The sequence below is a fragment of the Candidatus Didemnitutus sp. genome, assembly GCA_019634575.1.
GTDB lineage: Bacteria > Verrucomicrobiota > Verrucomicrobiia > Opitutales > Opitutaceae > Didemnitutus.
Genome location: JAHCAY010000003.1, coordinates 113,938 through 139,192, shown reverse-complemented (window position 1 = coordinate 139,192; position 25,255 = coordinate 113,938). Strand labels below are relative to the sequence as shown.

Here is a 25,255-nt window from a genome sequence, read left to right as displayed (position 1 = left end):
ACCTGCTGCCGCCTCCGGTTTCCGTTCGGTCGTCCCGCCCTGTTGCGGGACGACCCCCGGAATTCCGCCTCGCCAACGTCGCGCCAACGCGCTCGCAATCCGTCACCCGTCATGGGTTCCGTTTCTCCTCACGCACTCTCGCTCTCCGCCGCCGCCGATTTCGGGCTCATCGAGCTGACTTCCGCCAGCGGACTCCGCGCGCAACTGCTGCCCAGCGGCACGCTGTTCGCCCTGCGCCACCGCGAGACCCTGCTCAACCAAGTGCTGCCCGGCCCCGCCGAGGAAGGTCTCTTCCGCCTTCTCGTGCGCTGGAAAGACGCCGCGGGCAAAGTCGCCGGATGGGCGCCACTGGTCGGACGTGAGGTCGATTTCACCGCCGCCGGTCCCGCGTGGCGCACCACGCCGTGCGCCGGCCTCGAATGCGTCACGACCCTGACGCTGCATCCGCAGCACGCCGCCTGGGCGTGGCGCGTGCAACTCCGCAACACGTCGGGCGCGTCGCTCACGTGCGAGATTTTCCACGCGCAGGACCTCGGCCTCGCCGACGAGGGCGCCGTGCGCAACAACGAGGCCTACACCTCGCAATACCTCGACCTGCTCCCCGTCACCGACGCCACCCTCGGCCACGTCCTCCTCGCCCGCCAAAACCAACCTGCCGCCGGCGGCCGCCATCCGTGGGCCGCGTTCGCCTGCGCCGAAGGCGCTGCCGCTTTCTGCACGGACGCCTATCAGTTCCTCGGCGCCGATTTCCGCCTGACCGGCGAACCGCTCGCGATGCGCGAGCCCTCGCTGCCGTCGCGCCGCCTCCAATACGAGTGCGCGCTCGCCGGCCTGCAAACCCGCCCGCTCGCACTCGCACCGGGCGGCGCCGCCACGGCGACTTTCGTCGCCCGCTTCGCCGAAGATCACCCGACTGCTTCGTCCATCGCCGATGTGGCGCGCCTCGCCGAGGTGCTGCCGGCTGATTGGGCCAACGCGCCGCGCACGGCGTCGTTCTGCACCGCACCAAGCTCCGTCTTCACTGCGCCGTGGGTGCACGGTGAGAACGCCACGGCGACCGATCTCGTCGCCTGGTTCCCCGCCGCGCGTCGCCACGAGGAATTCGACGCGCAGCGCAACCTCCTCTCGTTTTTCTGCGGCACGGATACGCACGTCGTCCTCCGCGCCAAGGAGGCGCTCGTCGCGCGGCCGCACGGACACATCGTGCGCAACGGCTCGTCGCTCTGGATCGACGACGGCCAGTTCGGCATCACCGCCTACGCCGCCGGCATTTTCGGCGCGCAAGTCTATCTCGGCAACCCGAGCATCACGCGGCTGCTTTCCGTCGTGCGCCACCCGCTCAACCTCGCGCGCGCGAGCGGCCAGCGCGTGTTCGTGCGCCGGGCAGGGGAGTGGCGCCAGCTGGGCGTGCCCTCGGCGTTCGTGATGGAGCCCGGCGGCGTCCGTTGGATTTATCGTCTGGCCGACGCCACGATCGAGGCCGTGCTCACCTGCTCCGGCGAGCTGGCGGCGAGTTTTCTCACGCTGCAAGTGACGTCGGGTGCGCCGTGCGAGTTCCTCGTCACGCATTCGCTCGCGCTCGGGGCCAACGAATTCGACGCCGGTGGCACCTTGGAGGTCAACGCCGCGCAAGGCTGGATGGCCGCCGTGCCGTCCGCCTCCGGTTTTCTCGCCCAACATCTGCCCAACACCTGTTTCGCCCTCGCGGCGATCGAGCCGGCGCAGTTGGCCGAGCTGGGCGGCGACGAACTGCTCTACGCCGACCGCCAGTCCCGCGGCGGCCCTTACGCCGCGCTGCGCTCCGTCGCGACGAGTCGCCTTTCGCTCGCCTTGGTCGGCACGCATGCCGGCTTGCCCGCGCTCGAAACCGCCGTGGCGGCCGCACGCGAGGAGTTCGCCGCGGAGCGCCCCGCGGCGCGCCCGCCGCTCGCTCCGGTGCGGCTGGGGCGCGCGCGCGATGGCGGCGTGGCGCGCGTCGACGACGTGCTGCCGTGGTTCACGCATAACGCCTCGATCCATTTCTCGACGCCGCACGGCCTCGAGCAATACGGCGGCGCGGCGTGGGGCGTGCGCGATGTCACGCAGGGTTCGATCGAGTGGCTGCTCGCGGCCGGCGAGTTCGATGTCGCGCGGCGCGTGCTCGAGACCGTTTTTGCCCAGCAATACCTCGGCGCGGCGGCCAAGGCGGAGGGCGTCGAAGGCGCCTGGCCGCAGTGGTTCATGTTTCCGCCGTTTCACTTCATCCAGCAGGCGCACAGCCACGGTGACGTGTGCTTCTGGCCGGTGAAGGCGCTGTGCGACTACGTCGAGGCGACCAACGATCTCGGCTTCCTCGGCCAAAACATCGACTACACCGACGCGAAGTCCTTCCGCCCGACGGGCACGCGGGAATCCCTCTGGGTGCACTGCGATCGCGTGGTCGCGCATGTCGAGAGCCGCCTCGTGCCCGGCACGGCGCTCGTGAATTACGGCGACGGCGATTGGGACGACACCCTGCAACCCGCCGATCCGACGATGCGCACGCGCATGGTCAGTGCGTGGACGGTGGCGCTGGCCTACCAGACTTTCCGCCAGCTCGCCGCGGTGAGCCAGCGAGCGGGCGAAACCGCCCGGACCGGCGTCCTCGAGTCGCTGCTCGCGCGCATGCGCCGGGATTTCAGCGCCCAGCTGATGCCGGGCGGCACGGTGGCGGGTTTCCTCGTCAACGAGGCCGACGGCTCGAAGCGTCCGCTGTTGCACCCGAGCGACAAGATCACCGGCATCCGCTATCGGCTGCTGCCGATGACCCGTTCCGTGATCGCGGAGCTGTTCACGCCGGAGGAGGCGAAGCGCCACCTCTCCATCGTCGAGCGCGATCTGAAATTCACCGACGGCGTCCGGCTCATGAGCGAGCCCGCGACCTACCACGGCGGCTTGGAAAAATTGTTCAAGCGCGGCGAGACCGCCGCGAACGTCGGCCGCGAAATTGGCCTGCAATACGTGCACGCGCACATCCGCTACGCCGAAGCGATGGCCAAGATCGGCGACGCCGAGCGCCTGTGGGAGGCGCTGCAGGTCGTGAATCCGGTCGGGCTCGACCAAGTCGTGCCGCGCGCGGTCCCGCGTCAGAGCAACGTCTATTTCTCCAGCTCCGATGCCGACTTCGCCGACCGCGTGGAAGCGGCCGCGCGCTGGCCGGAATTGCGCGCCGGACGCGTGCCGGTGCGCGGCGGCTGGCGGCTCTACTCCAGCGGTCCCGGACTCTACCTGCACAAGATCCGCGCCTGCCTGCTCGGTTTGCGCGAATCGTTCGGCGACGTCGTGTTCGATCCGGTGCTGCCGCGCAGCCTCGACGGGTTGACCGCCGAGACGCATCTCTGCGGCCGCCCCGTGCGCCTCGCCTTCGCGGTGAAGTCCGCCACGCACACGCCGCAGCGCGTGCGCGTGAACGGTCGCGACCTCGCTGGCGCGCCCGAGGCGAATCCCTACCGCACCGGCGGCTTGCGAGTGCCTGCACGCGCGATTTCCTCCCTGTTGAAACCCGACGGCAATCTCGTGGAGATCGAACTCTAACCGCTGAACTGATGACACCCCACCACACCACCGCCGCGGCCGACCGCATTCCGTTCTCGCAAAAGGTCGCCTACGGCATGGGGGCCGTGGTGACCATCGTCGCCGTCAATTCCGTCGTCCAGCTCACCAACCTCGTCTACGTCGTCGGTCTGGGCGTGAGCGCGATCTGGATCGGTTATGCGCAGGCGTTCCCGCGGCTGTGGGATGCGATCATCGATCCGTTCCTCGGCAACATGTCCGACAACTGCCGCTCGCGTTGGGGCCGGCGCATTCCGTTCCTCGTCGTCGGCGGCGTGCTGATCGGCATCGCGTTCTGGGCGCTGTGGACCGTGCCGCGCGATTGGAGCAAGGAGTGGATGTTCGGCTACTTCCTCGTGACGTCGCTTTTCTTCTACACCGTGGTGCCGATCTATGCCATCCCGCACGGCGCGCTCGGGCTCGAGATGACCGACGACTACCACGAGAAGACGAGCCTCTTCGCCTACAGCACCATCATCGGCAACATCGGCGCCCTGGCGCTGCCGTGGGTTTACTATCTCGCCAACCGCCCCATGTTCGGCGGCGATGCCGTCAACGGCGTGAAATGGGTCTGCCTCGGCTTGAGTGTCATGCTCACGGGCGCGGCGATGTGGTGCGCGTTCGTCTGCCGGGAGGGCAAGATGCACCAGGCGAGTCAGCAGGAGCGCGTGCCGATCTGGCAGAGCTTCAAGGCGACCTACCGCAACCGCACGTTCCTCCGGCTCGTGGGTGCGTTCGTGCTGCTGATCGTCGCGTTCCAGCTGGTGATGGGCTTCAACAATTACATCCAGATTTTCTTTCTCTTCGGCGGCAACACCGACGCCGCTTCCGAAGTGATGGCGCTGAACGGCACGCTCTGGGCCACCGTCGCCATCGGCGGTGCGTTTCCGATGACCTGGCTCTCGAAGCACTACGGCAAACGTTTCACGGTGCTCGTGGCCTTCGGGCTGATCATCGGGGGCAATCTCTCGAAAATCGTCTGCTACAACCCGGCGCACCCGTATTGGACGACGATTCCGACGGTGTGCCTTTCGCTGGGTATGGCTTTCGCGTTTTCGCTCGTGAATGCGATGATCGCGGACGTGTGCGACGAGGAGGAACTCGCCACCGGCATCCGCCGCGAGGGCATCTACTTCGCCGTCTACAACTGGTGGTGGAAGGTCGCGGTCTCGATCGCGACGATCATCAGCGGCTACCTGCAACGCTTCACCGGTTTCGTCGAGGGCGCCAAGACGCAGAGCGACACCACGCTGTTCCAGCTCCGCGCCTGGGAAATCGGCCTGCCGGCCGCGATCTGCCTCGTGAGCGTCTGGCTCCTCGCGAACTACCCGCTGACCGAGACGCGCGCTTACGAAATCAAGGCGCTGCTGAAACAGCGCAAAGCCTCCGCGGAGCCCGCCGGCGCCGCCTGAGCAAAACAGCCGCCGGGGCCGGCGCACTTGGCCCCACTTTTCCAGCGATGAATACGAACTCCGTTTCACTCCGTCCGCTCGTTCGCCTCGCCGCCGCTGCGCTCGCGTCCGCCGCCCTCGGCTGCGCGCAATCGCGCCAGCTCGACGATTTCGCGACCGTCGCCGGCTGGACCGCCGTCACCTCCGAAGGCGCGCAGGCGAAGATCGGCCACGCCGCCGGCAAGACCGGCGGCGCCGTCGCGCTCGATTTCGACCTCAGCCACGCCTACGGCTACGCCACCGCCCGCCGCGCGGTGGATATCGAACTGCCGGCGAACTACCAGTTCACCTTCGACCTCCGCGGCGAATGCCAGGTGAACAACTTCGAGGTGAAGCTCATCGACGAATACGACAACGTCTGGATGGCCAAGCGGCTCTCCTACACGTTCCCGACGCAGTTCGAGATGCAGCACGTGCGCAAGCGCCACCTCTCGTTCGGCTGGGGCCCGCATCGCATCCCCGAGCCGAAGCGCATCCGCGCTATCGAGTTCACCGTCGCCACCGCCACCGGCGGCGTGGGCCGCATCTACATTTCCAATCTTCGATTCACTGCGATCGATGACGCCGCCGCCAACGCCGCTGTGGCCACCGTGCAGGCGACGTCGGGCGCTCCGACCGCGAATGCCCACGGCACCGTCGTCGAGCACTGGTCCGTCGCGCCCGGGGAAGGGGAGGCGGCGCTCACGATCGACTTCGCCCACGAGCGCGAGCTCGGCGGACTGATTCTCGATTGGGCGCCGGGCAAGGCTGCGGCGAGTTACGCCGTGCAACTCTCCGCGGACGGACGCGAGTGGCGCACCGTCGCCTCCGTCACGCGCGGCAACGGCGGTCGCGACTACGTCTACCTGCCCGAGCAGCAGGGCAACCTGCTTCGCCTCGAATTGCCGCCGGAGGAAGTCGCCAAGGGCGTTGATCTCGCGCGCCTCGAAGTGCAGCCGCCGCAATTCGGCCAGAACGAGAACACCTTCTTCGAAGCCATCGCGCGCCGCGAGCGTCGCGGCTTCTTCCCGAAATTCTACATTGGCGAACAGTGCTACTGGACGACCGCCGGCAGTCCGGCCGACGGCGACAACGCGCTCATCGGCGAAACCGGCCAGATCGAACTCGCGCGCGGCTCATTCACCGTCGAGCCGTTCCTCTATGTCGATGGTCAGCTCGTGACCTGGAATGACGTGCAGCTCTCGCAGTCGCTCGAAGCCGGCTACCTCCCGATCCCCACCGTCGAGTGGAAACGCGGCGATCTCACGCTGCGCATCACGACTTTCGCCGCCGGGCCGGCCGGCGCGGACAGCGTGCTGCTCACGCGTTACCAGCTCACGAATTCCGGGGTGCCCGTGAAAGGAAAACTCTTCCTCGCGGTGCGGCCGTTCATGGTCGATCCGCCGTGGCAAAACATCTTCCGCGCCGCCGGCTGGGCGCGCGTGGAACGCGTCGCGCTCGTCGACGGCGTCGTGCAGGTCGGCAATCGCCGCGTCATTCCGCTCGATCGTCCGACCGCGTTCGGCGCGACGCCGTTCGAGTCCGGCGAAATCGTCGAACACCTCGCGCAAGGCCGTTTGCCCGCGGCCACCGCCGCCGAAGACGCCGCCGGGTTCGCCTCCGGCGCGCTGGCTTACGACTTCGATCTCGCCAACGGTGCGAGTCAGGAGGTGCGCCTCGCGTCTCCGTTCCACCAGCCGACGCAGCCGATCCCGGCCAACGTCACCGCCGACGAAGCCGCGCGCTACGTCGATGCCGCGCAGAAAGCCGCGCGCGCCATGTGGGAGTCGCGTCTCGATCTGTTCCAAGTCCGCCTGCCCGCCTCGGCGCAACCGGTGATCGACACCATCAAGTCGAACCTCGCCTACATCTTCATCAATCAGGACGGCGTCCGCTTCCAACCCGGCTCGCGCAATTACCAGCGTTCGTGGATTCGCGATGGCTCGCTCACGTCGACGGCCCTGCTCGAGCTCGGACTCAACGACGCCGTGAAGGCGTTCGCCGACTGGTATGCTCCCTTCCAGTTCCCGAGCGGCAAGGTGCCGTGCGTCGTCGACCGCCTCGGTGCTGACCCGACGCCGGAGAACGACAGCCACGGTCAGCTCATCTACCTGTTCATGCAGGTCTACCATTTCACGCACGACAAGGAATGGCTGCGCGCCAAGTGGCCACATGTCGTGCGCACTGTCCGCTACATCCAGGAACTGCGCGCGACGCGCAAGGTCGAGCCCTTCATCAGCGGCACGCCCGAACAGCGCGCGCTCTACGGCCTGATGCCCGAATCGATCAGCCATGAGGGATACAGCGCCAAGCCGATGCATTCCTACTGGGACGATGCCTTCACGCTGCGCGGCCTGAAGGACGCCGCGGCCATCGCCGAAATCCTGGGCGAGACCGCCGCCGCGAAGGAGTTCGCCGCGGAGCGCGACGACTTCCGCAAGGATTTCTACAACTCCATCCGCCTCGCGATGCAGAACACGAAGGTGGATTACATCCCGGGTTGCGCGGAACTCGGCGACTTCGACGCCACCTCGACCACCGTGCTCGTGCAACCGGGCAACGAAGTCGGCCTGCTCCCCGAGCCGGCGCTCAGTCGCACATTCGAGAAATACTTCGAGCGCTTCGTCGCCCGCCGCGACGGCAAGATGGATTGGCTCGACCTCACGCCCTACGAGAATCGCGTCATCGGCTCCTTCGTCTACCTTGGGCAGAAGGACCGCGCGCAGGCCTGCCTCGATTACTTCATGTCGCTGCGCCGTCCCGCGGGCTGGAATCACTGGGCCGAGGTCGTCTTCCGCGACCCGAAGACCCCGCGCACGATCGGCGACATGCCGCACACCTGGTGCGGCTCGGACTTCATCCGCTCCGTGCGGGGCATGTTCGTCTACGAGCGCGAGCAGGACGACGCGCTGGTCCTCGCGGCTGGCGTGTCCGACGCATGGGTAACCGATCCGGCCGGCATCGAGGTCGTCTCGATGCCGACCTACTACGGCAAGATCAGCTACACCGTGAAGAGCCAGCGCGCCGCAGATGGCTCGGTGCCTACCGTGGAAGTCACCATCGCCGACGGCGTGAAGGTTCCGCCCGGCGGCATTATCGTGCGCTCCCCGCTCTCGCGTCCGATTCGCGTCGTGCACGGTGACGGAAAACTGATGCACCAAAACGAAATCCGCATCGACAGCCTCCCGGCGAAACTGTCGATTGCTTACTGAGTTTCGCCCAACCACACCGCGCGTGCGCGCCTCTCCTCCGGTTGTAGGGCTCGACCTTGTGTCGAGCCTCGCGACCGGGCCGGGAACAGGCCTCACACGAGGTGAGGCCCTACCATCCGTCCCACCGTTCACGATGCGTTTCCTCCGTTCTGTCTCCGTTCTGCTTCTCGGCTCGCTCTTCGTCGCGCTGCGCGCGGCCCCGGCACCGTCCGTCGATGACCGCGTGCGCGATCTGTTGTCGCGCATGACGCTCGAGGAAAAGGTCGGCCAGCTCGTCCAGTATTCCTCGCGCGAGGACATGACGGGCCCCGCATCGGATTCCTCGCTCACGCCGCAGCTCGAGAAAGGCGAGGTCGGCAGCATGCTGAACGTCGTGGGCGCCGAGCAGACGCGCAAATGGCAGCAGATCGCTGTCGAGCATTCACGTCTCCGCATCCCGCTGCTCTTTGCGCTCGATGTCATCCACGGCTACCGGACGATTTTCCCCATCCCGCTCGCTTCGGCGTCGTCGTGGGACATGGCGCGCATCGAGCAGGCCGAGCACATCGCCGCCACCGAGGCCGCCGCCGCTGGCATCCACTGGACGTTCGCACCGATGGTCGACATCGCGCGCGATCCGCGCTGGGGCCGCATCGCCGAGAGCGCAGGAGAGGATACGTTCCTCGGCTCCGCCGTCGCGCGCGCGCGGGTGCGCGGTTTCCAGGGCGACGGCACTTTCGCCGGCACCGACCGCGTGCTCGCCTGCGCGAAACACTTCGCCGCCTACGGCGCCGCGCAGGCGGGCCGCGACTACTTCACGACCGACGTGACCGAGCGCCAGCTGCGCGAAGTTTACCTGCCGCCCTTCCGCGCCGCCAAAGACGAAGGCGTCGCCGCCTTTATGGCGGCCTTCAACGACCTCGACGGCACGCCGTGCTCCGCGAACCCGTTCCTGCTCGATCAGGTGCTGCGCCGCGAGTGGGGTTTCAAGGGCTTCGTCGTCTCCGACTGGGCCAGCGTCACCGAGATGCGCGCCCACGGCAACGTCACCGACGTGCGCGACGCCGCGCTGAAGTCCTTCAACGCCGGCCTCGATATGGACATGGAGAACGGCGCCTTCGGTCCGCACGTCGCCGACCTCGTGCGCGAGGGCAAGGTCTCGATGGCGCGCCTCGATCAGGCGGTGAGCGCGATTCTCGCCGCGAAGTTCCGCCTCGGGCTCTTCGAGGACCCTTATCGCTTCTCCGATCCGGCCCGGCAGGAAAAGCTCTTGCTGCACCCGGACCACCTCCAGGCCGCGCGCGATCTCGCGCGCCGCTCGTGTGTGTTGCTGAAGAACCAGGGCGACGTGCTCCCGCTGAAGACGTCCGGTCTGAAGATCGCGCTCGTCGGTCCGCTCGCCGACGCCCCGCTCGATCAAGTCGGCACCTGGCACGCCCAAGTCGACCGGAAGGACACCGTCACCGTGCGCACCGCGCTGCAAAAACTCTACGGCGACAATCTCCGCTACGCGCTGGGTTGCGACACGCGCAGCGACGACCGCAGCGGCTTCGCGGCCGCGCGCGCCGCCGCCGATGCTTCCGACGTCGTCATCGTCGCGCTGGGCGAGGATGTTTTCCAATCGGGCGAGTGCACCAGCCGCACGTCACTCGACTTTTCCGGCCAGCAGATCGCCCTGCTCGAGGAGCTGCACCACGCCGGCAAGCCGGTCGTGCTCCTCGTGATGGCGGGCCGGCCGCAGCTGTTGGACAAAATCGAGGGGCTCGCCGACGCCATTCTCGTTCCCTGGCACCCGGGCACGATGGGCGGTCCCGCGATCGCCGACGTGCTCACGGGCGCCTACAATCCGTCCGGCAAGCTGCCGCTCAGCTGGCCGCGTTCGGTGGGGCAAATCCCACTCTTCTATGCGCACAAGAATTCCGGTCGTCCCGAGCCGAAGGACCCGAAGGATCCGTATTTCTCGCACTACATCGATTCACCCAACACGCCGCAGTATCCCTTCGGCTACGGCTTGAGCTACACGAGCTTTGCCTACGACCAGCTCCGCCTCAGCACGCCGGCCCTGCCGGCGAACGGCACGATCACCGTCACCGCGCGCGTGCGCAACACCGGCCAGCGCGCCGGCGAGGAAGTCGTGCAACTCTACGTGCGCGACCGCGTCGGCTCCGTCACGCGGCCCGTGCGTGAGCTGAAGGGCTTCCAGAAAATCGAGCTCGCGGCCGGTGAGGCGCGCGACGTGTCGTTCCAGCTCACATCGGCCGATCTCTCGTTCTGGCGTCGCGACATGACCTACGGCGCCGAACCGGGCGACTTCGACGTCTTCGTCGGCGCCGATTCGACGGCAACGCTTACGGCGAGCTTCAAGCTCGAATGACGATGCCGCTCCGTCGCGCCATGGCCGTCGCGTGGGTCGCCCTGACCCTCGGCCTCGGCTGCGCCGGCGCGGACGAGCTGCGGCGATTCGCGGTGCAGTTGGCGCCGGACGACGTCCTGCCGACGGGCAACGAGCTGATTTCCCTGCCGACGATTCGCGCGGCGGACGGGGCGCTCGACAGCTTCAACGTGCTTTCGATGCGCGACCGCGGCCTGTTGGAAGTCGTGGGCGAGGGCGGAGCACCGGCGGTGCAGCCGTATTTCGAGATCGATGGCCAACCGCTTCCGTTTCGCGCCCCGCAGTGGGAACTGGCGGAATATTGGATTCCGACGGCGCGACTCGCGACCGACGGCCTCGAGCGCACGCTCACCTACTGCGTGCCGCCCGGCGCGCGCGCGGCGATGATTCGGTTGACCCTGGTGAATCGGCGGGCCCAGCCGGTCGCCGTGCACCTTGGCGTGCGCACTTCGTGGGGCGCGTTGAACCGCGTCACCTACGCGCCCGTGGCGCTCCGCGGCGCGCGCGAGTTCACCACCGGCGACACGTCGATGTTCAGTTTCATCACCCACGACACGATTTTCGCCTGGGCGCTGAACGCCCCGGGCGCGCGCGTGCAGCCCAACCCCGGCGCGGGGAAAGGCGCCCCCGGCATCGACGCGGTGCGGATCTTCACCGTGGCACCCGGCGCGACCGTCGAGGCGGTCTTCTTTCTCAGCGTGGGTCTCGAGGAAAACAGCGCCGTGCACGCGGCGCGCGTGTTGCGCGAAAACACCGAGCGCGATGGCGTCGACGGCGTGCTGGCCAAGGCGGCGGCGTGGTGCCGGGCCCGCACGGGCACGACCGGCCAGGCCGATCTCGATATGCTGATGAACCGGAATCTCCTGTTCACCGCACTCTACGCCTGGGGTCGAACACTCGACACCGAGCAACTCGTCGGCATCACCTCGCGCAGCCCGCGCTACTACGTATCGGCGGCGTATTGGGACCGCGATGCGATGCTGTGGTCGTTCCCCGGCCTGCTCGACATCGATCTCGCGCTCGCGCGTGAAGCGCTCGACTACGCGCTCACGACCCAACTGCGGAACACCGGCACGCACAGCCGCTACATCGACGGCATGGTGCTCGAGGATGGCTTCCAGCTCGACGAGGCCGTGGCGCCGCTGGTCGCGCTCGGGCGCTATTGGCGGCAGACGGGCGATCTCGCCTTCGTCGCCGGGCACCGCGCCGCGCTGGCGGCGCTTCGCGCGCGACTGCTCGGCCGCTTCGATGCGGCGACGGGACTCTACTCGTCGTTGCAGGATTCGCAGGACGAGTTTCAGAAACTTCCGTTCATCACTTACGCCAACGCGCTCAGCTGGCAGGCGTGGCGCGAGCTGTCCGCGCTTCATGCCGCGCTCGGCGAAGTCGATGCCGCGGCCGACGCCGCGCAGCGGGCCGACGCGCTGAAGAGTGCGATTTTGCGCCATTGCGTGGCCGTGCCGCCGGGCGGACTCGAGCCGATCTTTGCCAGCGCGACGGACGGTCGCGCGCACGTCTTCACGGAAGTGCCGCCGGGCTCGCAGATGAAGCTGCCGCTCGTCGGTTTCGTGCCCGAGGACGATCCGACGTTTGTCCGGACCTACGATTGGCTGCACTCCGCCGCCTATCCGTATTCTTATTCCACCGAGCCGTTCGGCCTGCCCGGCAGCTACCGCGTGGCCTTCACGACGTCGTGGAGCGTGGCGGATCATCTCCGTCTGAAACGCAGCCGCGAGCACGCGTTGAAAATCCTGCGCGCGAGCGCGTGGGACGGCGGCATCGTCACCGAGGGCGTCGATCCCCGCACCGCCAAGATGGACAAAGCGGGCCGCGCCTTCGCCACCGCCGCCGGTTACGTCGCCGACGCGCTCTGGCAGGAATACGTCGTCCCGGCGCGCCAGAAATCTTCCACTCCATGAAATCGCTCCACCCCCTCCTTCGCCTCGCGGCGGTCGCCGCGGCACTGGTTCTAATCACGCCGTTCATGGCGTTCGCGGCCGATCCGGTCGCGTCCGCCGACTGGTCGAAAGACATGGCTGCGTTCGCCGCGCAGGACGCTGCGGCGCCGAGCGCGCCGGATTGCGTGCTCTTCGTCGGCAGTTCCTCGATCCGGATGTGGAAATCGCTGAAAGAGGACTTCCCGGGCATCCCGGTCGTGAATCGCGGCTTCGGCGGCTCGCACATTGCGGACTCGATCGTGCATTTCGACCGGTTGATCCTGCCGCATCATCCGCGGCTGATCGTGTTCTACGCCGGCACGAACGACATCGCGGCCGGCAAGACGCCCGGCCAGGTCGCGCAGGACTTCGAGGTCTTCTGTGCCAAGGTCCATGCCGTGCGTCCGGCGGCGAAGATTCTGTTCGTCTCGCTGCAGTTTGCGCCGTCGCGCTGGGAAATGCGCGGCAAGATGGCCGCGGCGAACACTGAGATCGCGAAGTTCTGTGCCGCCGACCCGCGCCGCATTTACGTGGAAACCAACACCGCGATGCTGACCGCGGACGGCCGACCCGACGAATCGCTCTACAGCCACGATCGGTTGCACATGGCGCCCGGCGGTTACGCCGTCTGGACAAAGCTTCTGACGCCCTTCGTGAAGTAATGAGCGCCGCCGTGCCGTTCCGCGATTCGTCACTGCCCGTCGCCACCCGCGTCGAGGATCTGCTCGCGCGGATGACGCTCGACGAGAAGATCGACCAGTTGCACCAGTGCGGCATCGGCGACGCCAATCCGAACAACCTCGCGGAACGGCCCGACGAGTTTCGTCCGACCTACGGCTCCTTCATCCTCAACGGACTCACGGCCGATCTCACGACCCGCAACGCGCTCCAACGGATGTGCGTCGAGCAATCGCGTCTCGGCATCCCGGCGATTTTCGGCTGCGACGTCATCCACGGCTACCGTGCGATCACGCCGATCCCGCTTGCGCAGGCTTGCACGTGGGATCCGGAGTTGGTCCGACGCGCGTGCGAGGCGACCGCGGAGATGGCGCGCGCGCACGGTGTGGATTGGACGTTCGCCCCGATGGTCGATCACTGCACCGATCCGCGCTGGGGACGCGTGGCCGAGACGTTCGGCGAATCGCCGTTCGCCTCGAGCCGCTTCGCCGAGGCCTCCGTGCGCGGCTATCAGGAGGCGCCGGTGCCGATCGCCGCGTGCTTGAAGCACTACGTCGGCTACGGTGCCTCCGAGGGAGGGCGCGATTACAGCGCGACCGAGATCTCGCCACAGGCGCTGTGGGAGCGCCATCTGCCGCCGTTCGAGGCGGGTGTGCGCGCCGGCGCGCTCTCGGTGATGAGCGCGTTCAACGATCTGAATGGCGTGCCGACCTCCGCGCACCGGCAGACGCTGACGGAGATTCTGCGCGCGCGGTGGAAGTTTGCGGGCCTCGTCGTCTCGGATTGGAACGCGGTCCTGCAGCTGATGAACCAGGGCTACGCCGCGACGGAAGCGGACGCGGCGGCGCTGGCGCTCACAGCGGGCGTGGATCTCAACATGGCCGACGGATTCTACCGGCGGCACCTCGCGTCGCTCGTTCGCGGCGGCCAAGTGCCGCTGGCCGTGGTGGACGAGGCTGCGCGTCGCGTGCTGCGGGTGAAATTCGCGCTCGGACTTTTCGAGCAGCCCTTTGTCGAATCAACCGCGCTCACCGGCTCGGCCCCGACTGCGCTGCAGTTGGCCCTGTGTGAGGAGGTCGCGTTGCGCTCGCTCGTCCTGTTGAAGAACGACGGCGGCACGTTGCCGCTGCCGGTAGCGGCGCGACGCGTGGCACTGATCGGACCGCTCGCGCTGGAACGCGCCGCGTTGCTCGGCTCGTGGGCTCAGCAGGGGCGAGGCGACGAGACACCGAGCATCGCCGATGAAATGCGGGCGCGACTTCCCGCTGGCACGGAGCTCGCCGTCGTGGCGGGTTGCGCCATCGAGGGCGGTGGACGCGAGGGCTTTGTCGAGGCGCTGGCGGCGGCGCGCGCCGCGGACTTCGTAGTGCTGTGTCTCGGCGAACAATGGTCGATGAGCGGCGAAAACGCCTCGCGTTCCTCGATTCGCCTGCCCGGCTGGCAGGAAGAACTCGGGCTGGAAATCGCTGCGCTCGGCAAACCCACGGCGCTCGTGCTCGTGACGGGGCGGCCGGTGGAACTGCACCGCCTCGAGCCGGGCGTCGGCGCGATTCTGGCGGCGTGGCAGCCGGGCTCGCGCGCCGGTGCGGCGATCGCGCGCGTGTTGCTGGGCGAGGCGAATCCTTCCGGGCGGCTGGCGGTCACCTGGCCGCGGACGACGGGGCAAATTCCGCTTTACCACAACATGCGTCCGCGTGCGCGGCGTGACCCGGAGGGCTTTTATCAGGACGTGCCGACATCGCCGCACTACGCGTTCGGGCACGGGCTCAGCTACACCGCGTTTCACTACGGCGAGATCCGGTTGTCGCGCGCGAGCGTGCGCGAAGGCCAGACGATCGCCGCGGAAGTGCCGGTGACCAACGCCGGTGCGCGCGCGGGCCGCGAACATGTGTTGTGGTTCATCCGCGATCCGGCGGCGAGCATCACCCGGCCGTTGCGCGACCTGAAGCATTTCGAATCCGCGGAGCTGGCGCCGGGCGAAGCGCGCGTCTTCCGCTGGGAGATCGATCCGCGACGGGATTTCGCGTTTCCGGATGCGGAGGGGCGAAGCGTGCTCGAGGGCGGCGAAATTCAGATTTTCGTCGGCGAGCGCACGGCGACATTGACCGTGCTCGCTTAAGCGGCGCGTTCGGCTTTGAGTGCCCGCATGAGCGAGACGGAGCGGACGAGCGACGTGGCGGCCCCCGACCGGGCGAACCGGGCGTTCCGCCAGCACGTCTGGCCGGTGCTCGTCGAACACAAGTGGGCGGCGATCGGCGCGATCGTGCTGCTCGGCATTCACGGCTACGGCCTGACGTTGCAGAATGTCTACCTGAAGTGGTTTTTGGATGCGCTGGAACAGCGCGGAGCGGCGGATGTGTTGTGGCGGCGCGTGGGGTGGCTGGCGGCCGGCTATCTGATCGCGACGGTGGTGTTGCGGATGGTGTGCTGGCACCTCGGCTACCGGCTGATCACGCGGGTGCGCGAGCGGATCGTCTTTTCGCTGCGCAGCCAGTTCTTCCGCCATGTGAACCAGCTGTGCCTGCGGTTCCACGGCCAGCATTCGTCGGGCGAGTTGTTCAGCTATCTCTTCGGCTCGCCGCTGGCGTCGGTGATGCAGTTTTTCCAACACACGTCGATGGCGGTGCCCGGCTCGATCGTGAACCTGATTTCGCTGCTGCTGTTGTTCTGGCAATGGGACTGGGTGGTCGCGCTGGTGGTGCTGGCGGCGGCGTTGTTGAGCGTGTGGTTCATGCTGCGGGCGCGGACGAAGATGCAGCGGATCAGTGCGGATTTTCAGAGTGCGGAAGGCGATGTGAGCGGACGCGTGGCGGATCTGTTGCGCGGCAACAAGGCGGTGAAACTCTACGCGATGGAGGATCGGGTGGAGGAGGATTTCGCGGCGCAGGCGGCGATGATCAGCCGCAAGTCCTATGAGCGCGACGTGAGCAGTCACGTCGAGTGGATGAAGCAGGAGACCTTCGGTTACGTGTGCTACGCGGCGCTGATGGGCGTGTGCACGTGGCGCTACCTCGATGGACACGTTTCGCTCGGCGTCGTGGCGGCGTGCTTCACGTCGTTCGTCTCGCTCCAGTGGCCGCTGCAGGCGATTTTCCAGGCCTTCACGTTCTGGGGCGGCGCTGCGGCATCGCTGGCGCGCATCGGCGTGGTGTTGGAAACGCCCAGCACGACGCCGGACCCGGCGGAGCCGACGCACGGCATCCCGGCGCGGGCGGAAATCGAATTCGATGGCGTGAGCTTCGCCTACGAGGGCGACAGTCCGGTCGTGCGCGATCTGTCGCTGCGGATTGCGCCGGGCCAGCGCGTGGCATTGGTCGGCCCGTCCGGGGCGGGCAAGACCACGATCGCGCAATTGCTGCTGCGGCTCTACGACCCGACCGCAGGCGCGGTGAAGCTCGGGGGCGTGGACCTGCGGCGGTTCGCGGCGGCGGAGTTGCGCCGGCAGTTCGGCGTCGTGCCGCAGGATCCGTTCATTTTCCGCACGACGGTGCGCGACAACATCCGCGTGGCTCGGCCGAACGCCGATGACGCGGCGATCCGGCGCGCGTGCGAACTCGCCAACGCGTGGGAGTTCATCGCGGCGATGCCGGGCGGTCTCGACGCGAAGATCGGCGAGGGCGGTTCGACATTGTCGGGCGGGCAGCGGCAGCGTCTGGCGATCGCGCGGGCGCTGCTGGCCGATCCGCAGTGCTTCGTGCTCGACGAGGCGACGAGCGCGCTCGACACGCTCAGCGAGGCGCTGGTGCAGGACGTGGTCGAGAAGAGCCTGCGCGGACGCACGGTGATCTTTATCGCGCACCGGCTGGCGACGGTGAAGAACTGCGACCGCATCCTCGTGGTCGATGGTGGCCGCGTGGCGCAGGAGGGGACGTTCGACGAACTCGTGGCGCGGCCGGGGTTGTTCCAGGAGCTCGTGCGCGGGCAGGCGTTGCGCGCCTGAGCGGTGGGAAAAATAGAAAGGGCAATCGCGCGTCGTGCGGCGATTGCCTGGGAGATTTTCCTGTGCCCTGCGGAGGGGAAATCAGGCGGCGCGGGTGCTGTGCTCGTCGTGGTGCGGCGTGCTGCCGACGACGCGGTCGCGGTAGTCGCTCGGGCTCTCGCCGGCGATGCGGCGGAACACGCGGTTGAACTGGGAGAGTGACTGAAAGCCGGCGGCGAAGGCCGCCTCGCTGACGCGGATGTGCGGGTTGAGCATCTGCTGCTTCACGGACTCGACGCGCAGGCGGGCGAGGTAATCGGTGAAGGTGAGTCCGGTGCCGCCCTTGAAGACCTTGCAGAAGTAGAACGTGCTCATGTTGACCGCGCGGGCGACTTCGCCGACGGAGATCTCGCCGTTGAAGTGCTCGGCGATGTAGGCGCGCGCCTTGGCCACGACGGGCGACTCGGCGGTGGATTCCTGCACCATGACTTGATTGCTGATCGAGGAGAGGTGCTGGGAGAAAACGGTGAGGAGGCGGACGATCGAGTCGAACTGCGACTTGGTGAGGACGCGGGTGCCGAAGTAGGCGTCCTTGATCGCGGCGGTGTCCTTGGTGGAGGTCTCAGGGCTGATCTGGCGCGAGACAGCCTTGAAGCCGGCGGCGCTGGGCGAGTGGAGGAGCACCTGGCCGGTTTGGAGATGGCCGAGCACCTGTTCGCCGACGCGGACCGGAACGGCGGCCTCGCTGAGGCCGGCGAAGCACTGGAAGGTCTTCGCCTCGCTGCGCGCTTCCTCCTCGGCCTTTTGCTGGACGAGCAGGCAATTGGCGCAGGTCTTGTTGCGGCCGGCCATGAGCTGGCAGAACGGATTCACGCGCTTCGAATCGTGCAGCGGGGAATTGAACGTGCCGGTGGCGCGGAGCGCGAGGGGCAGGCCGGTGGTGGCTTCGAAGGCGTCCTTGTATTCCTGGAAGATGGCGGCGCGTTCGAGATGTTGGACAACGCTGCGACCGGAGTCGCGGGCGGACAGGGCGGGCACGAAGGGCAGGGCGGGAGCGGCGTGGATCGCTTGCATGCGTTGAAAATAGCAGAAGGTGCGCAGACGCGTAATTGGCAGCCAGGCCAAGACTGGCTAAAGATTTTCCCTAGATCGCGGCGGCGTTCCGCTTGCCAGCGCCGGGCGCGCGCAGCAACTTGGCGCCGTGTCCACACCTGACTTTTCCACGCTTAGTCGGGAGGAATTGATCGCGCGTCTCGCCGCCGATCAGACTTCATCCCCCGAGGAACTCGTGAATGCCGCGCGCGAGCTGCGCGACATGAAGGCGGCGCTCGACGAGCACTCGATCGTCGCGATCACCGACCCGTCGGGCCGCATCACCTACGTGAACGACAAGTTCTGCGCGATTTCGAAATACGCACGCGAGGAGCTGATCGGTCAGGACCATCGCCTGATCAACTCGGGCCACCATTCGAAGGAGTTCTTCAAGAATCTCTGGTCGACCATCGCTCGCGGCCACGTCTGGCACGGCGAGCTGCGCAACCGCGCCAAGGACGGTTCGCTCTACTGGGTCGACACGACGATCTTCCCGTTCCTCAACGCAAACGGGAAACCCTACCAATACATCGCGATCCGCACCGACATCACGCAGCGCAAGGCGGACGAGCTCGAGTTGCAGCGCATCGCCACCGACTTGGCGCAGAAGAACAAGGAGCTCGAGGCCATCGTCTACACCGTCTCGCACGACCTGCGTTCGCCGCTCGTGAATGTGCAGGGGTTCAGCCGCCAGCTCACGCGCGCCTGCGATCAGATTCGCGCGGCGGCGGCGGAGTCCACCGACGGCCGGATCGCGCTCGAACACTTGAAGAAGCCCATCGATGTCTCCATCCCGCAGGCGCTGAAATTCATCAGCGCGGGCGTGGCGAAGATGGAGGCGCTGCTCGCGGGCCTGCTGCATTATTCGCGCCTCGGCCGCGTGGCGCTGAACATCCGTCCGCTCGACATGAACGCGATGCTCACGGAGATCACGGCGGCGATGAAGTTCCAGCTCGACGAGGCAAAGGCCCAGGTGCGAGTCGGCGTCCTGCCGCACTGCCTCGGCGACAGCGTGCAGACGAATCAGGTCTTCGCCAACCTCCTCGACAACGCCCTGAAATACCGCGCCGCCGACCGCCCGCTGCTGATCGAGGTCTCCGGTCGCATCGTCGATGGCGTCGCGACCTACACGGTCGCAGACAACGGCCAGGGCATCGCGCGGGAGCATCAGGCGAAGATCTTCGAGATCTTCCACCGGCTGAATCCCGCGGACACGGCGGGCGAGGGGCTCGGCCTCTCGATCGCGCAGCGCGTGCTCGAACGGCAGGGCGGCAGAATTTGGGTTGAGAGCGCGGTGAACAAGGGTTCCATGTTCCACGTTTCATTGCCGGCGACCTAACCCACGCCCCGCCGGACCACGCCATGAATCATTCTCCTACCATTCTCATCGTCGAAGACGACGAAGGCCACGCCATCCTCATCCGCGAAAATCTCGAGATGGCCGGCTTGAAAAACCGCATCGAGCATTTCCGCGACGGGCAGGCGATCCTCGATTATTTTTTTGATCGCGACGGCAACGTCGTGCGCGGCCACGACGGCACCTACCTCGTGCTGCTCGACATCCGCATGCCCAAGGTCGACGGCATCGAGGTGCTGCGCCGCCTGAAGGCCGACACCGAACTGCGCAAGCTGCCGGTGATCATGCTCACGACCACCGACGATTCCCGCGAGGTCGAGCGCTGCCACCAACTCGGCTGCAGCGTCTACATCCAAAAGCCCGTCGATTACGACAAGTTCACCGAGGCGATCCGTCGGTTGGGCATGTTCGTGATGCTCCTGCTCGTTCCGCCTGTAGCGAGCAAGTGAGTCCCGGTTCCCAAGGTTCCGCGCCCGCGCGCATCCTCGTCGTCGACGACGACGAGGGTCTGCTCATCCTCATGGCCGAAGCCCTCCGCGCCGAAGGCCACGAGGTCGATACCGCCACGAGCTGCTATCAGGCATTCGCTAAGCTCCAGTCCGGGCCGCACGATCTGGTGTTGCTCGACTTGAAACTGCGCGATGCCGAGGGCATCGGCCTGCTCAACAAATACAGCGCCACCGGATTCGGCGTGCCCTTCGTGGTCGTGACCGGTCAGGGCGACGAACGCGCTGCCGTGGAGGTGATGAAACATGGCGCCCTCGACTACGTGATGAAGGACACCACGCTGCTCGATTTGCTGCCGGCCGTGGCGCGCCGTGCGCTCGACTCCGTCGCGCGCGACCGCGCCCTTGCGGCGGCCCGGGCCGAGCATGTGCGTCTCGAAGCGGAGGTCCTGGCCGCGAGCGAACGCGAGCGACTCTCGATCGGCGCCGATCTGCACGACGGGCTGGGGCAGCTGCTCACGGCATTGGAACTCATGTGCACGGCCTTGAAGGAAGACACGGCGTTCACGCACCCGATGGTTTCGACGCGCCTCGACCAGATGAGCGGCATGCTGCGCGAGGCGATCGCGCAGACGCGATTTCTGGCGCGCGGCCTCGTGCCGATCGGCCAGGGTCCGGAAGCGTTGCACCATGGACTGGTGGCACTGGCCGAGCGGACAAATGCGTTGGGTCGGGTCTATTGCGCATTCCTGACCGAGAAGCCCGTCGAAGTGGACGATGTGCGCGTGGCCGGTCATCTTTACCGCATCGCTCAGGAAGCCGTGAACAACGCGGTGCGCCACGCGCACGCCAAGACCATCCGCGTGAGCCTCGTCCGGCGCACGCAGCGGCTCGCGCTGGAAATCGCCGACGATGGCGTCGGCTTGCGCGAAGGTGCCGAGAAACACGGCACGGGCCTCGGTCTCATGCGGCATCGTGCGAGCTTGATCGGCGCGGAGCTCACGGTGAAACGTGGTCGCGCGGGCGGCACCTGCATTTCGTGCCTCTGGCCGGGCAAGTGATGAAAACGCCCCGCAAGAAATCATCGCCGCCGGTTCCGCCCGCCACCGCATCGGCGACCGAGCGCAAACGCATCCTGGTCGTCGACGACCATCCGTTCATGCGCGCCGGTTTGGGCGCGTTGATCGACCGGCAGACCGACATGATGGTCGCCGGTGAGGCGGGCAATCCGGCCGAGGCATTGCAGGCAATGCCTCGCGCGCGGCCCGATCTGGTTTTGAGCGACATCACGATGCCCGGGCGCAGCGGCGCGGAGTTCATCAAGGATCTCCACGCGCTCCACCCAGGTCTGCCCGTGCTCGTGATTTCGATGCACGACGAACTCGTCTACGCCGAGCGCATGCTGCGCGCCGGCGCGCGCGGCTACATCATGAAGGAGGCCGGCGGCGAGGCGTTGCTGGCGGCGCTGCGCCAGGTGTTGCGCGGAGAGATTTACGTCAGCCAGCGGCTCTCGGCGCGACTGTTGGAGAATCTCCATGGCGGACAGCCGCGCCAATCCAGTTCCCCGATCGCGAAGCTCACCGATCGCGAGTTCGAGGTCTTCCAGTTGATCGGCCAGGGCAAGAGCACGCACGAGATCGCGGCGCAGCTCCACCTCAGCACCAAGACCGTCGACGTCCATCGCGCCAACATCAAGGGCAAGCTCGGAATCAACGACGGCACCGCCCTGGTCCGGCATGCCGTGCGCTGGGTCGAAACGCAGGCCGGCACCTAGCCAGGACGAGCGTCGTATCGCGTTGCGGTGCGGCAAAACGGCGCGCGGACGGCCGGTTCCGCACTATGACATTTTGCAAGTGCCTGCTGTCACGAGACTGGCGCACTCAGCAGCGATTCTGGGGTGTGTCGAAGTGCCGATGATAGCGCGGGCTCGCGGCATTTATCCGGTGGGGAGCAGGGCGGTGGCCGCCAAAATCCCAAGCGTGATCCCATTTCCTTCTCTCACTCTCCCGCAAATCTCGATCCGCCCGTTTGGCGAATCGGGCCGCGATGCCTTCTCCACCGTGCGCGACGTGCGCGCTATCGAGACGGAGCACTTCCCGTCGCACGACGATGCGGATTTCGGCACCCTCGAATCGGACCTCACCTTGCTCGGCGTCGCGCCGCGCGGTCTGTCGCTTGCGCAGGAGGAATCGGGCGCGCTCGCCGGCTTCTGCTGGCTGGTGCCGCTCAATGTCGCCGGTGAGGCGCGTTTGCTGCGGGGCGAACGCGACGGCGGCATGACGCTCGCGCACCTCGCCGCGTCGCCCGGGGATTGCGCGGCAGTCTACATGACGAGCGTCGCCGTGCGCGCGCAGTTTCGCGGCCAGGGGCTTGGCACACGGCTGTTGCAGCGCGCGCTGACGGAAATGGATGGGTTTCATCCCAAATGCCTGCTGCAAACTGCGTGGAGTGCCTGCGGCGCCGGCCTGATCAAGCGCTACAATCCGGTGCGTGTCGGCGAGTGCGAGGGACATCCCATTTTCCGGGCCAGCTGGAACCCGAGCGCGCTCCAGCCGGCGGCGTAGGCGGCGCGGCGGGCAATTGCGGGATGGCGCTCCGGGCCGCGCGGGGTAGTGTCGCGCCTGCATGAATCGCGTGTTCCTGTTGGTGGCGTTGGTTGCGGCCGGCGTCGTGTTGCGAGCGGAGGAGGGACGCGAGCGCGTCTCGTTCAATGCCGGATGGAAATTCTTCCACGGCGACGATCCGGATGCGGGCGAGTCGCTTGCCTACGAGCGAATGAAGGCGTGGATGCTGCCGACCGGCGAGCATCTCCTGAATTACGCGCCGCCGCGCGCCGCGCTGCCGCCGCCGCGTTCGGGTTGGTGGCTGAATTTTCCTAAACCGGAGTTCGACGACTCCGCCTGGCGCACGCTCGACGTGCCACACGACTGGGGCATCGAAAACGGTTTCGTGCAGGAATTGCCCGGCTCGACCGGCAAGTTGCCGTGGGCGGGCACCGGTTGGTATCGGAAGAAATTCGCTCTGCCTGCCGCGGATGCCGGCCGCCGCGTCTATCTCGAATTCGACGGCGCGATGTCCTACGCGCTCGTTTGGTGCAACGGACAGATCGCCGGCGGCTGGGCCTACGGCTACTCGTCGTGGCGCGTCGACCTCACGCCGTTTGTGCAGCCCGGTGCGGATAACGTCATCGCCGTCCGCCTGAGTCCGCCGCGCGAGTCGTCGCGTTGGTATCCGGGTGCGGGTCTCTATCGCAATGTGTGGCTCACGAAGACTGCCGAGGTGGCGGTGGCGCATTGGGGCGTCACGGTCACGACGCCCGAAATCGCCGCCGACCACGCGCTCGTGAATGTCGGCATCACGCTCGACAACCAGGGCGCTGCGACCGCCGCCGTGCAAGCCAGCGTGCGGATCTTCGCCGCCGACGCGAACGGCCAACCGCTCGGGGAACCGGTGGCGGTTTCCGAGGCGCAGACGGCGAGCGTCGGCGCCGGCCGGCAGGCGCACGTCGCGCACACATTGCGCGTCGCCGCGCCGAAGCTCTGGAGCTTGCGCGAGCGCAATCGTTACGTGGCCGAGACGCGCGTCGAGCGCGGCGGCCTCGTGGTGGACACGGTGCGGACGCCGTTCGGCATGCGGACGCTCGCGGTCAGCGCGACGGAGGGCTTCAAGCTCAACGGCGAACGCGTGCCGATTCGTGGCGTGTGCCTCCACCACGATCTCGGGGCTCTTGGCACCGCGATCAACACCCGCGCGCTCGAGCGGCAGATCGAGATTCTCCAGTCCTTCGGCGCGAACGCGATCCGCACCAGTCACAATCCGCCGGCACCCGAGCTGCTCGAGTTGGCGGACCGCATGGGCATGCTCGTGATGGTCGAGTTGTCCGATGCGTGGCGCGTCGGCAAGAAGGCCGACGATTACAGCCGGCTTTTCGACGACTGGCACGAACGCGACTTGCGCGCGCTGGTGCGCCGCGATCGCAACCACCCGAGCGTGATTCAGTGGAGCATCGGCAACGAGTTGCCCGAACTCGGCGACGCCGAGGGCTGGAAGCTCGCCGCGCACCTCGCCGCCATCGTGCGCGAGGAGGATCGCACGCGCGCCGTCGTCGTCGGCAGCGACAAACCGCCGTCCGCCTACAACGGTTTCGAGACGGTGGTCGACGTGCTCGGTTTCAACTACAAGCCGGCCGAATACGCGAAGCTCCACGCGCGGCACCCGCAGGTCGTGATGATGGGCTCCGAAACCGCGTCGACGATCAGTTCGCGCGGCGAGTATTTCTTTCCCGTCTCGGACAAGAAGAGCGACGGCGCGGCGAATTTCCACGTCAGCAGCTACGATCTCTACGCGCCGTGGTGGGCGTGGCCGCCCGACGTCGAGTGGAAGGCCCTCGACGAGAATCCCTACGTGCTCGGCGAGTTCGTGTGGACGGGCTTCGACTATCTCGGCGAGCCGACCCCGTTCGACAGCGACGCGACGAATCTCCTCAACTTCGCCGATCCCGTCGCGCGCGAGAAAGCAGCCCAGGAGCTCGCCGCGCTTGGCAAGATCCGCGTGCCGTCGCGCAGCAGCTACTTCGGCATCGTGGACTTGGCGGGCTTTCCGAAGGACCGGTTCTATCTCTATCAGGCGCGTTGGCGGCCGGAGCTGCCGATGGCGCACATCCTGCCGCATTGGAATTGGCCGGAGCGCGTCGGTCAGGTGACGCCGGTGCACGTCTACTCTTCCGGCGATGAAGCGGAGCTCTTCCTCAACGGTCAGTCGCTGGGCCGGAAAAAGCGCGGCCCGCTCGAATACCGGTTCCGCTGGGATGACGTGAAGTATCAGCCCGGCGAGCTGAAGGTCGTGACCTACAAGAACGGCCAGCCCTGGGCCGAAGCGGTGCAGCGCACGACCGGCGCGCCGGCCGCGTTGCGCGTGACGGTCGATCGCGCGGAACTGCGCGCGGACGGCAGCGATCTCGCTTACGTGAGCGTCGCCGTCGTCGACAAGGACGGTCTCGTCGTCCCGCGCGCGAAGCCGCTCTTGAAATTCTCCGTCGCAGGCGCGGCCGATCTCGTCGCGACCGACAACGGCGACCCGACCGATCAGCGCGTCTTCGCCAGTCCCGAGCGCAACGCCTTCAACGGTCTGGCGCTCGCCATTGTGCGGCCGAAAGCCGGTCCCGGCGGGACGATCACACTCCGCGTGGAGTCCGAGGGGCTCGTGCGCGGCGAGGTGAGTTTCGCCGCGCGGTGAGCCGGCGG

Annotated in this window: 15 protein-coding genes; 14 read left to right on the top strand and 1 reads right to left on the bottom strand. The window is 67.2% G+C overall.

Going from position 1 to position 25,255, the window contains the following annotated elements:
• Positions 1-111: 111 nt before the first annotated feature.
• From KF715_19135 to KF715_19100, 8 genes are all read left to right on the top strand, one after another.
• Positions 112-3,552, top strand: coding sequence for a hypothetical protein (locus KF715_19135; GenBank protein ID MBX3738816.1), 3,441 nt, complete (start codon positions 112-114; stop codon positions 3,550-3,552).
• Positions 3,553-3,563: 11 nt separating this feature from the next.
• Positions 3,564-4,982: an MFS transporter gene (locus tag KF715_19130; GenBank protein MBX3738815.1), complete on the top strand. Its 1,419-nt coding sequence runs from the start codon at positions 3,564-3,566 to the stop codon at positions 4,980-4,982.
• Between the two features lie 47 nt (positions 4,983-5,029).
• Complete coding sequence (locus KF715_19125) at positions 5,030-8,212, top strand: discoidin domain-containing protein (protein ID MBX3738814.1); 3,183 nt, start codon at positions 5,030-5,032, stop codon at positions 8,210-8,212.
• 133 nt (positions 8,213-8,345) lie between these two features.
• Positions 8,346-10,565: a glycoside hydrolase family 3 C-terminal domain-containing protein gene (locus tag KF715_19120; GenBank protein ID MBX3738813.1), complete on the top strand. Its 2,220-nt coding sequence runs from the start codon at positions 8,346-8,348 to the stop codon at positions 10,563-10,565.
• 2 nt (positions 10,566-10,567) lie between these two features.
• Positions 10,568-12,502: a glycoside hydrolase family 125 protein gene (locus KF715_19115; protein MBX3738812.1), complete on the top strand. Its 1,935-nt coding sequence runs from the start codon at positions 10,568-10,570 to the stop codon at positions 12,500-12,502.
• Positions 12,499-13,182 (top strand): hypothetical protein, encoded by a 684-nt coding sequence (locus KF715_19110; GenBank protein ID MBX3738811.1) that lies wholly within the window; start codon positions 12,499-12,501, stop codon positions 13,180-13,182. The genes KF715_19115 and KF715_19110 overlap by 4 nt, the downstream gene beginning before the upstream one ends.
• Positions 13,182-15,317: a glycoside hydrolase family 3 C-terminal domain-containing protein gene (locus KF715_19105; GenBank protein ID MBX3738810.1), complete on the top strand. Its 2,136-nt coding sequence runs from the start codon at positions 13,182-13,184 to the stop codon at positions 15,315-15,317. The genes KF715_19110 and KF715_19105 overlap by 1 nt, the downstream gene beginning before the upstream one ends.
• Positions 15,318-15,344: 27 nt before the next feature.
• Positions 15,345-17,138 (top strand): ABC transporter ATP-binding protein, encoded by a 1,794-nt coding sequence (locus tag KF715_19100; GenBank protein ID MBX3738809.1) that lies wholly within the window; start codon positions 15,345-15,347, stop codon positions 17,136-17,138.
• Between the two features lie 81 nt (positions 17,139-17,219).
• Here KF715_19100 and KF715_19095 read toward each other — a convergent pair whose 3' ends face one another.
• Entirely contained in the window at positions 17,220-18,191 is a 972-nt protein-coding gene (locus KF715_19095; GenBank protein ID MBX3738808.1) for a PocR ligand-binding domain-containing protein, read from the bottom strand.
• Positions 18,192-18,318: 127 nt separating this feature from the next.
• Here KF715_19095 and KF715_19090 point away from each other — a divergent pair, with 127 nt between their 5' ends.
• The 6 genes from KF715_19090 (at position 18,319) to KF715_19065 (ending at position 25,247) form a co-directional block, all read left to right on the top strand.
• On the top strand, positions 18,319-19,548 hold the full coding sequence (locus KF715_19090) for a PAS domain S-box protein (GenBank protein ID MBX3738807.1): 1,230 nt from the start codon (positions 18,319-18,321) through the stop codon (positions 19,546-19,548).
• Positions 19,549-19,571: 23 nt separating this feature from the next.
• Positions 19,572-20,015, top strand: a complete 444-nt coding sequence (locus KF715_19085; GenBank protein ID MBX3738806.1) for a response regulator — start codon at positions 19,572-19,574, stop codon at positions 20,013-20,015.
• Positions 20,012-21,073 carry a response regulator gene (locus KF715_19080; GenBank protein MBX3738805.1) on the top strand — a complete coding sequence of 354 codons (1,062 nt, stop codon included), beginning with the start codon at positions 20,012-20,014 and terminating at the stop codon, positions 21,071-21,073. Before KF715_19085 ends, KF715_19080 begins: the two co-directional genes overlap by 4 nt.
• Entirely contained in the window at positions 21,073-21,786 is a 714-nt protein-coding gene (locus tag KF715_19075; GenBank protein ID MBX3738804.1) for a response regulator transcription factor, read from the top strand. The genes KF715_19080 and KF715_19075 overlap by 1 nt, the downstream gene beginning before the upstream one ends.
• 79 nt (positions 21,787-21,865) lie before the next feature.
• Positions 21,866-22,576 (top strand): GNAT family N-acetyltransferase, encoded by a 711-nt coding sequence (locus KF715_19070; protein ID MBX3738803.1) that lies wholly within the window; start codon positions 21,866-21,868, stop codon positions 22,574-22,576.
• A 61-nt stretch (positions 22,577-22,637) separates the two neighbouring features.
• A complete protein-coding gene (locus KF715_19065) occupies positions 22,638-25,247 on the top strand; it encodes a DUF4982 domain-containing protein (protein MBX3738802.1) in 2,610 nt (869 codons plus the stop codon).
• Positions 25,248-25,255: the final 8 nt, after the last annotated feature.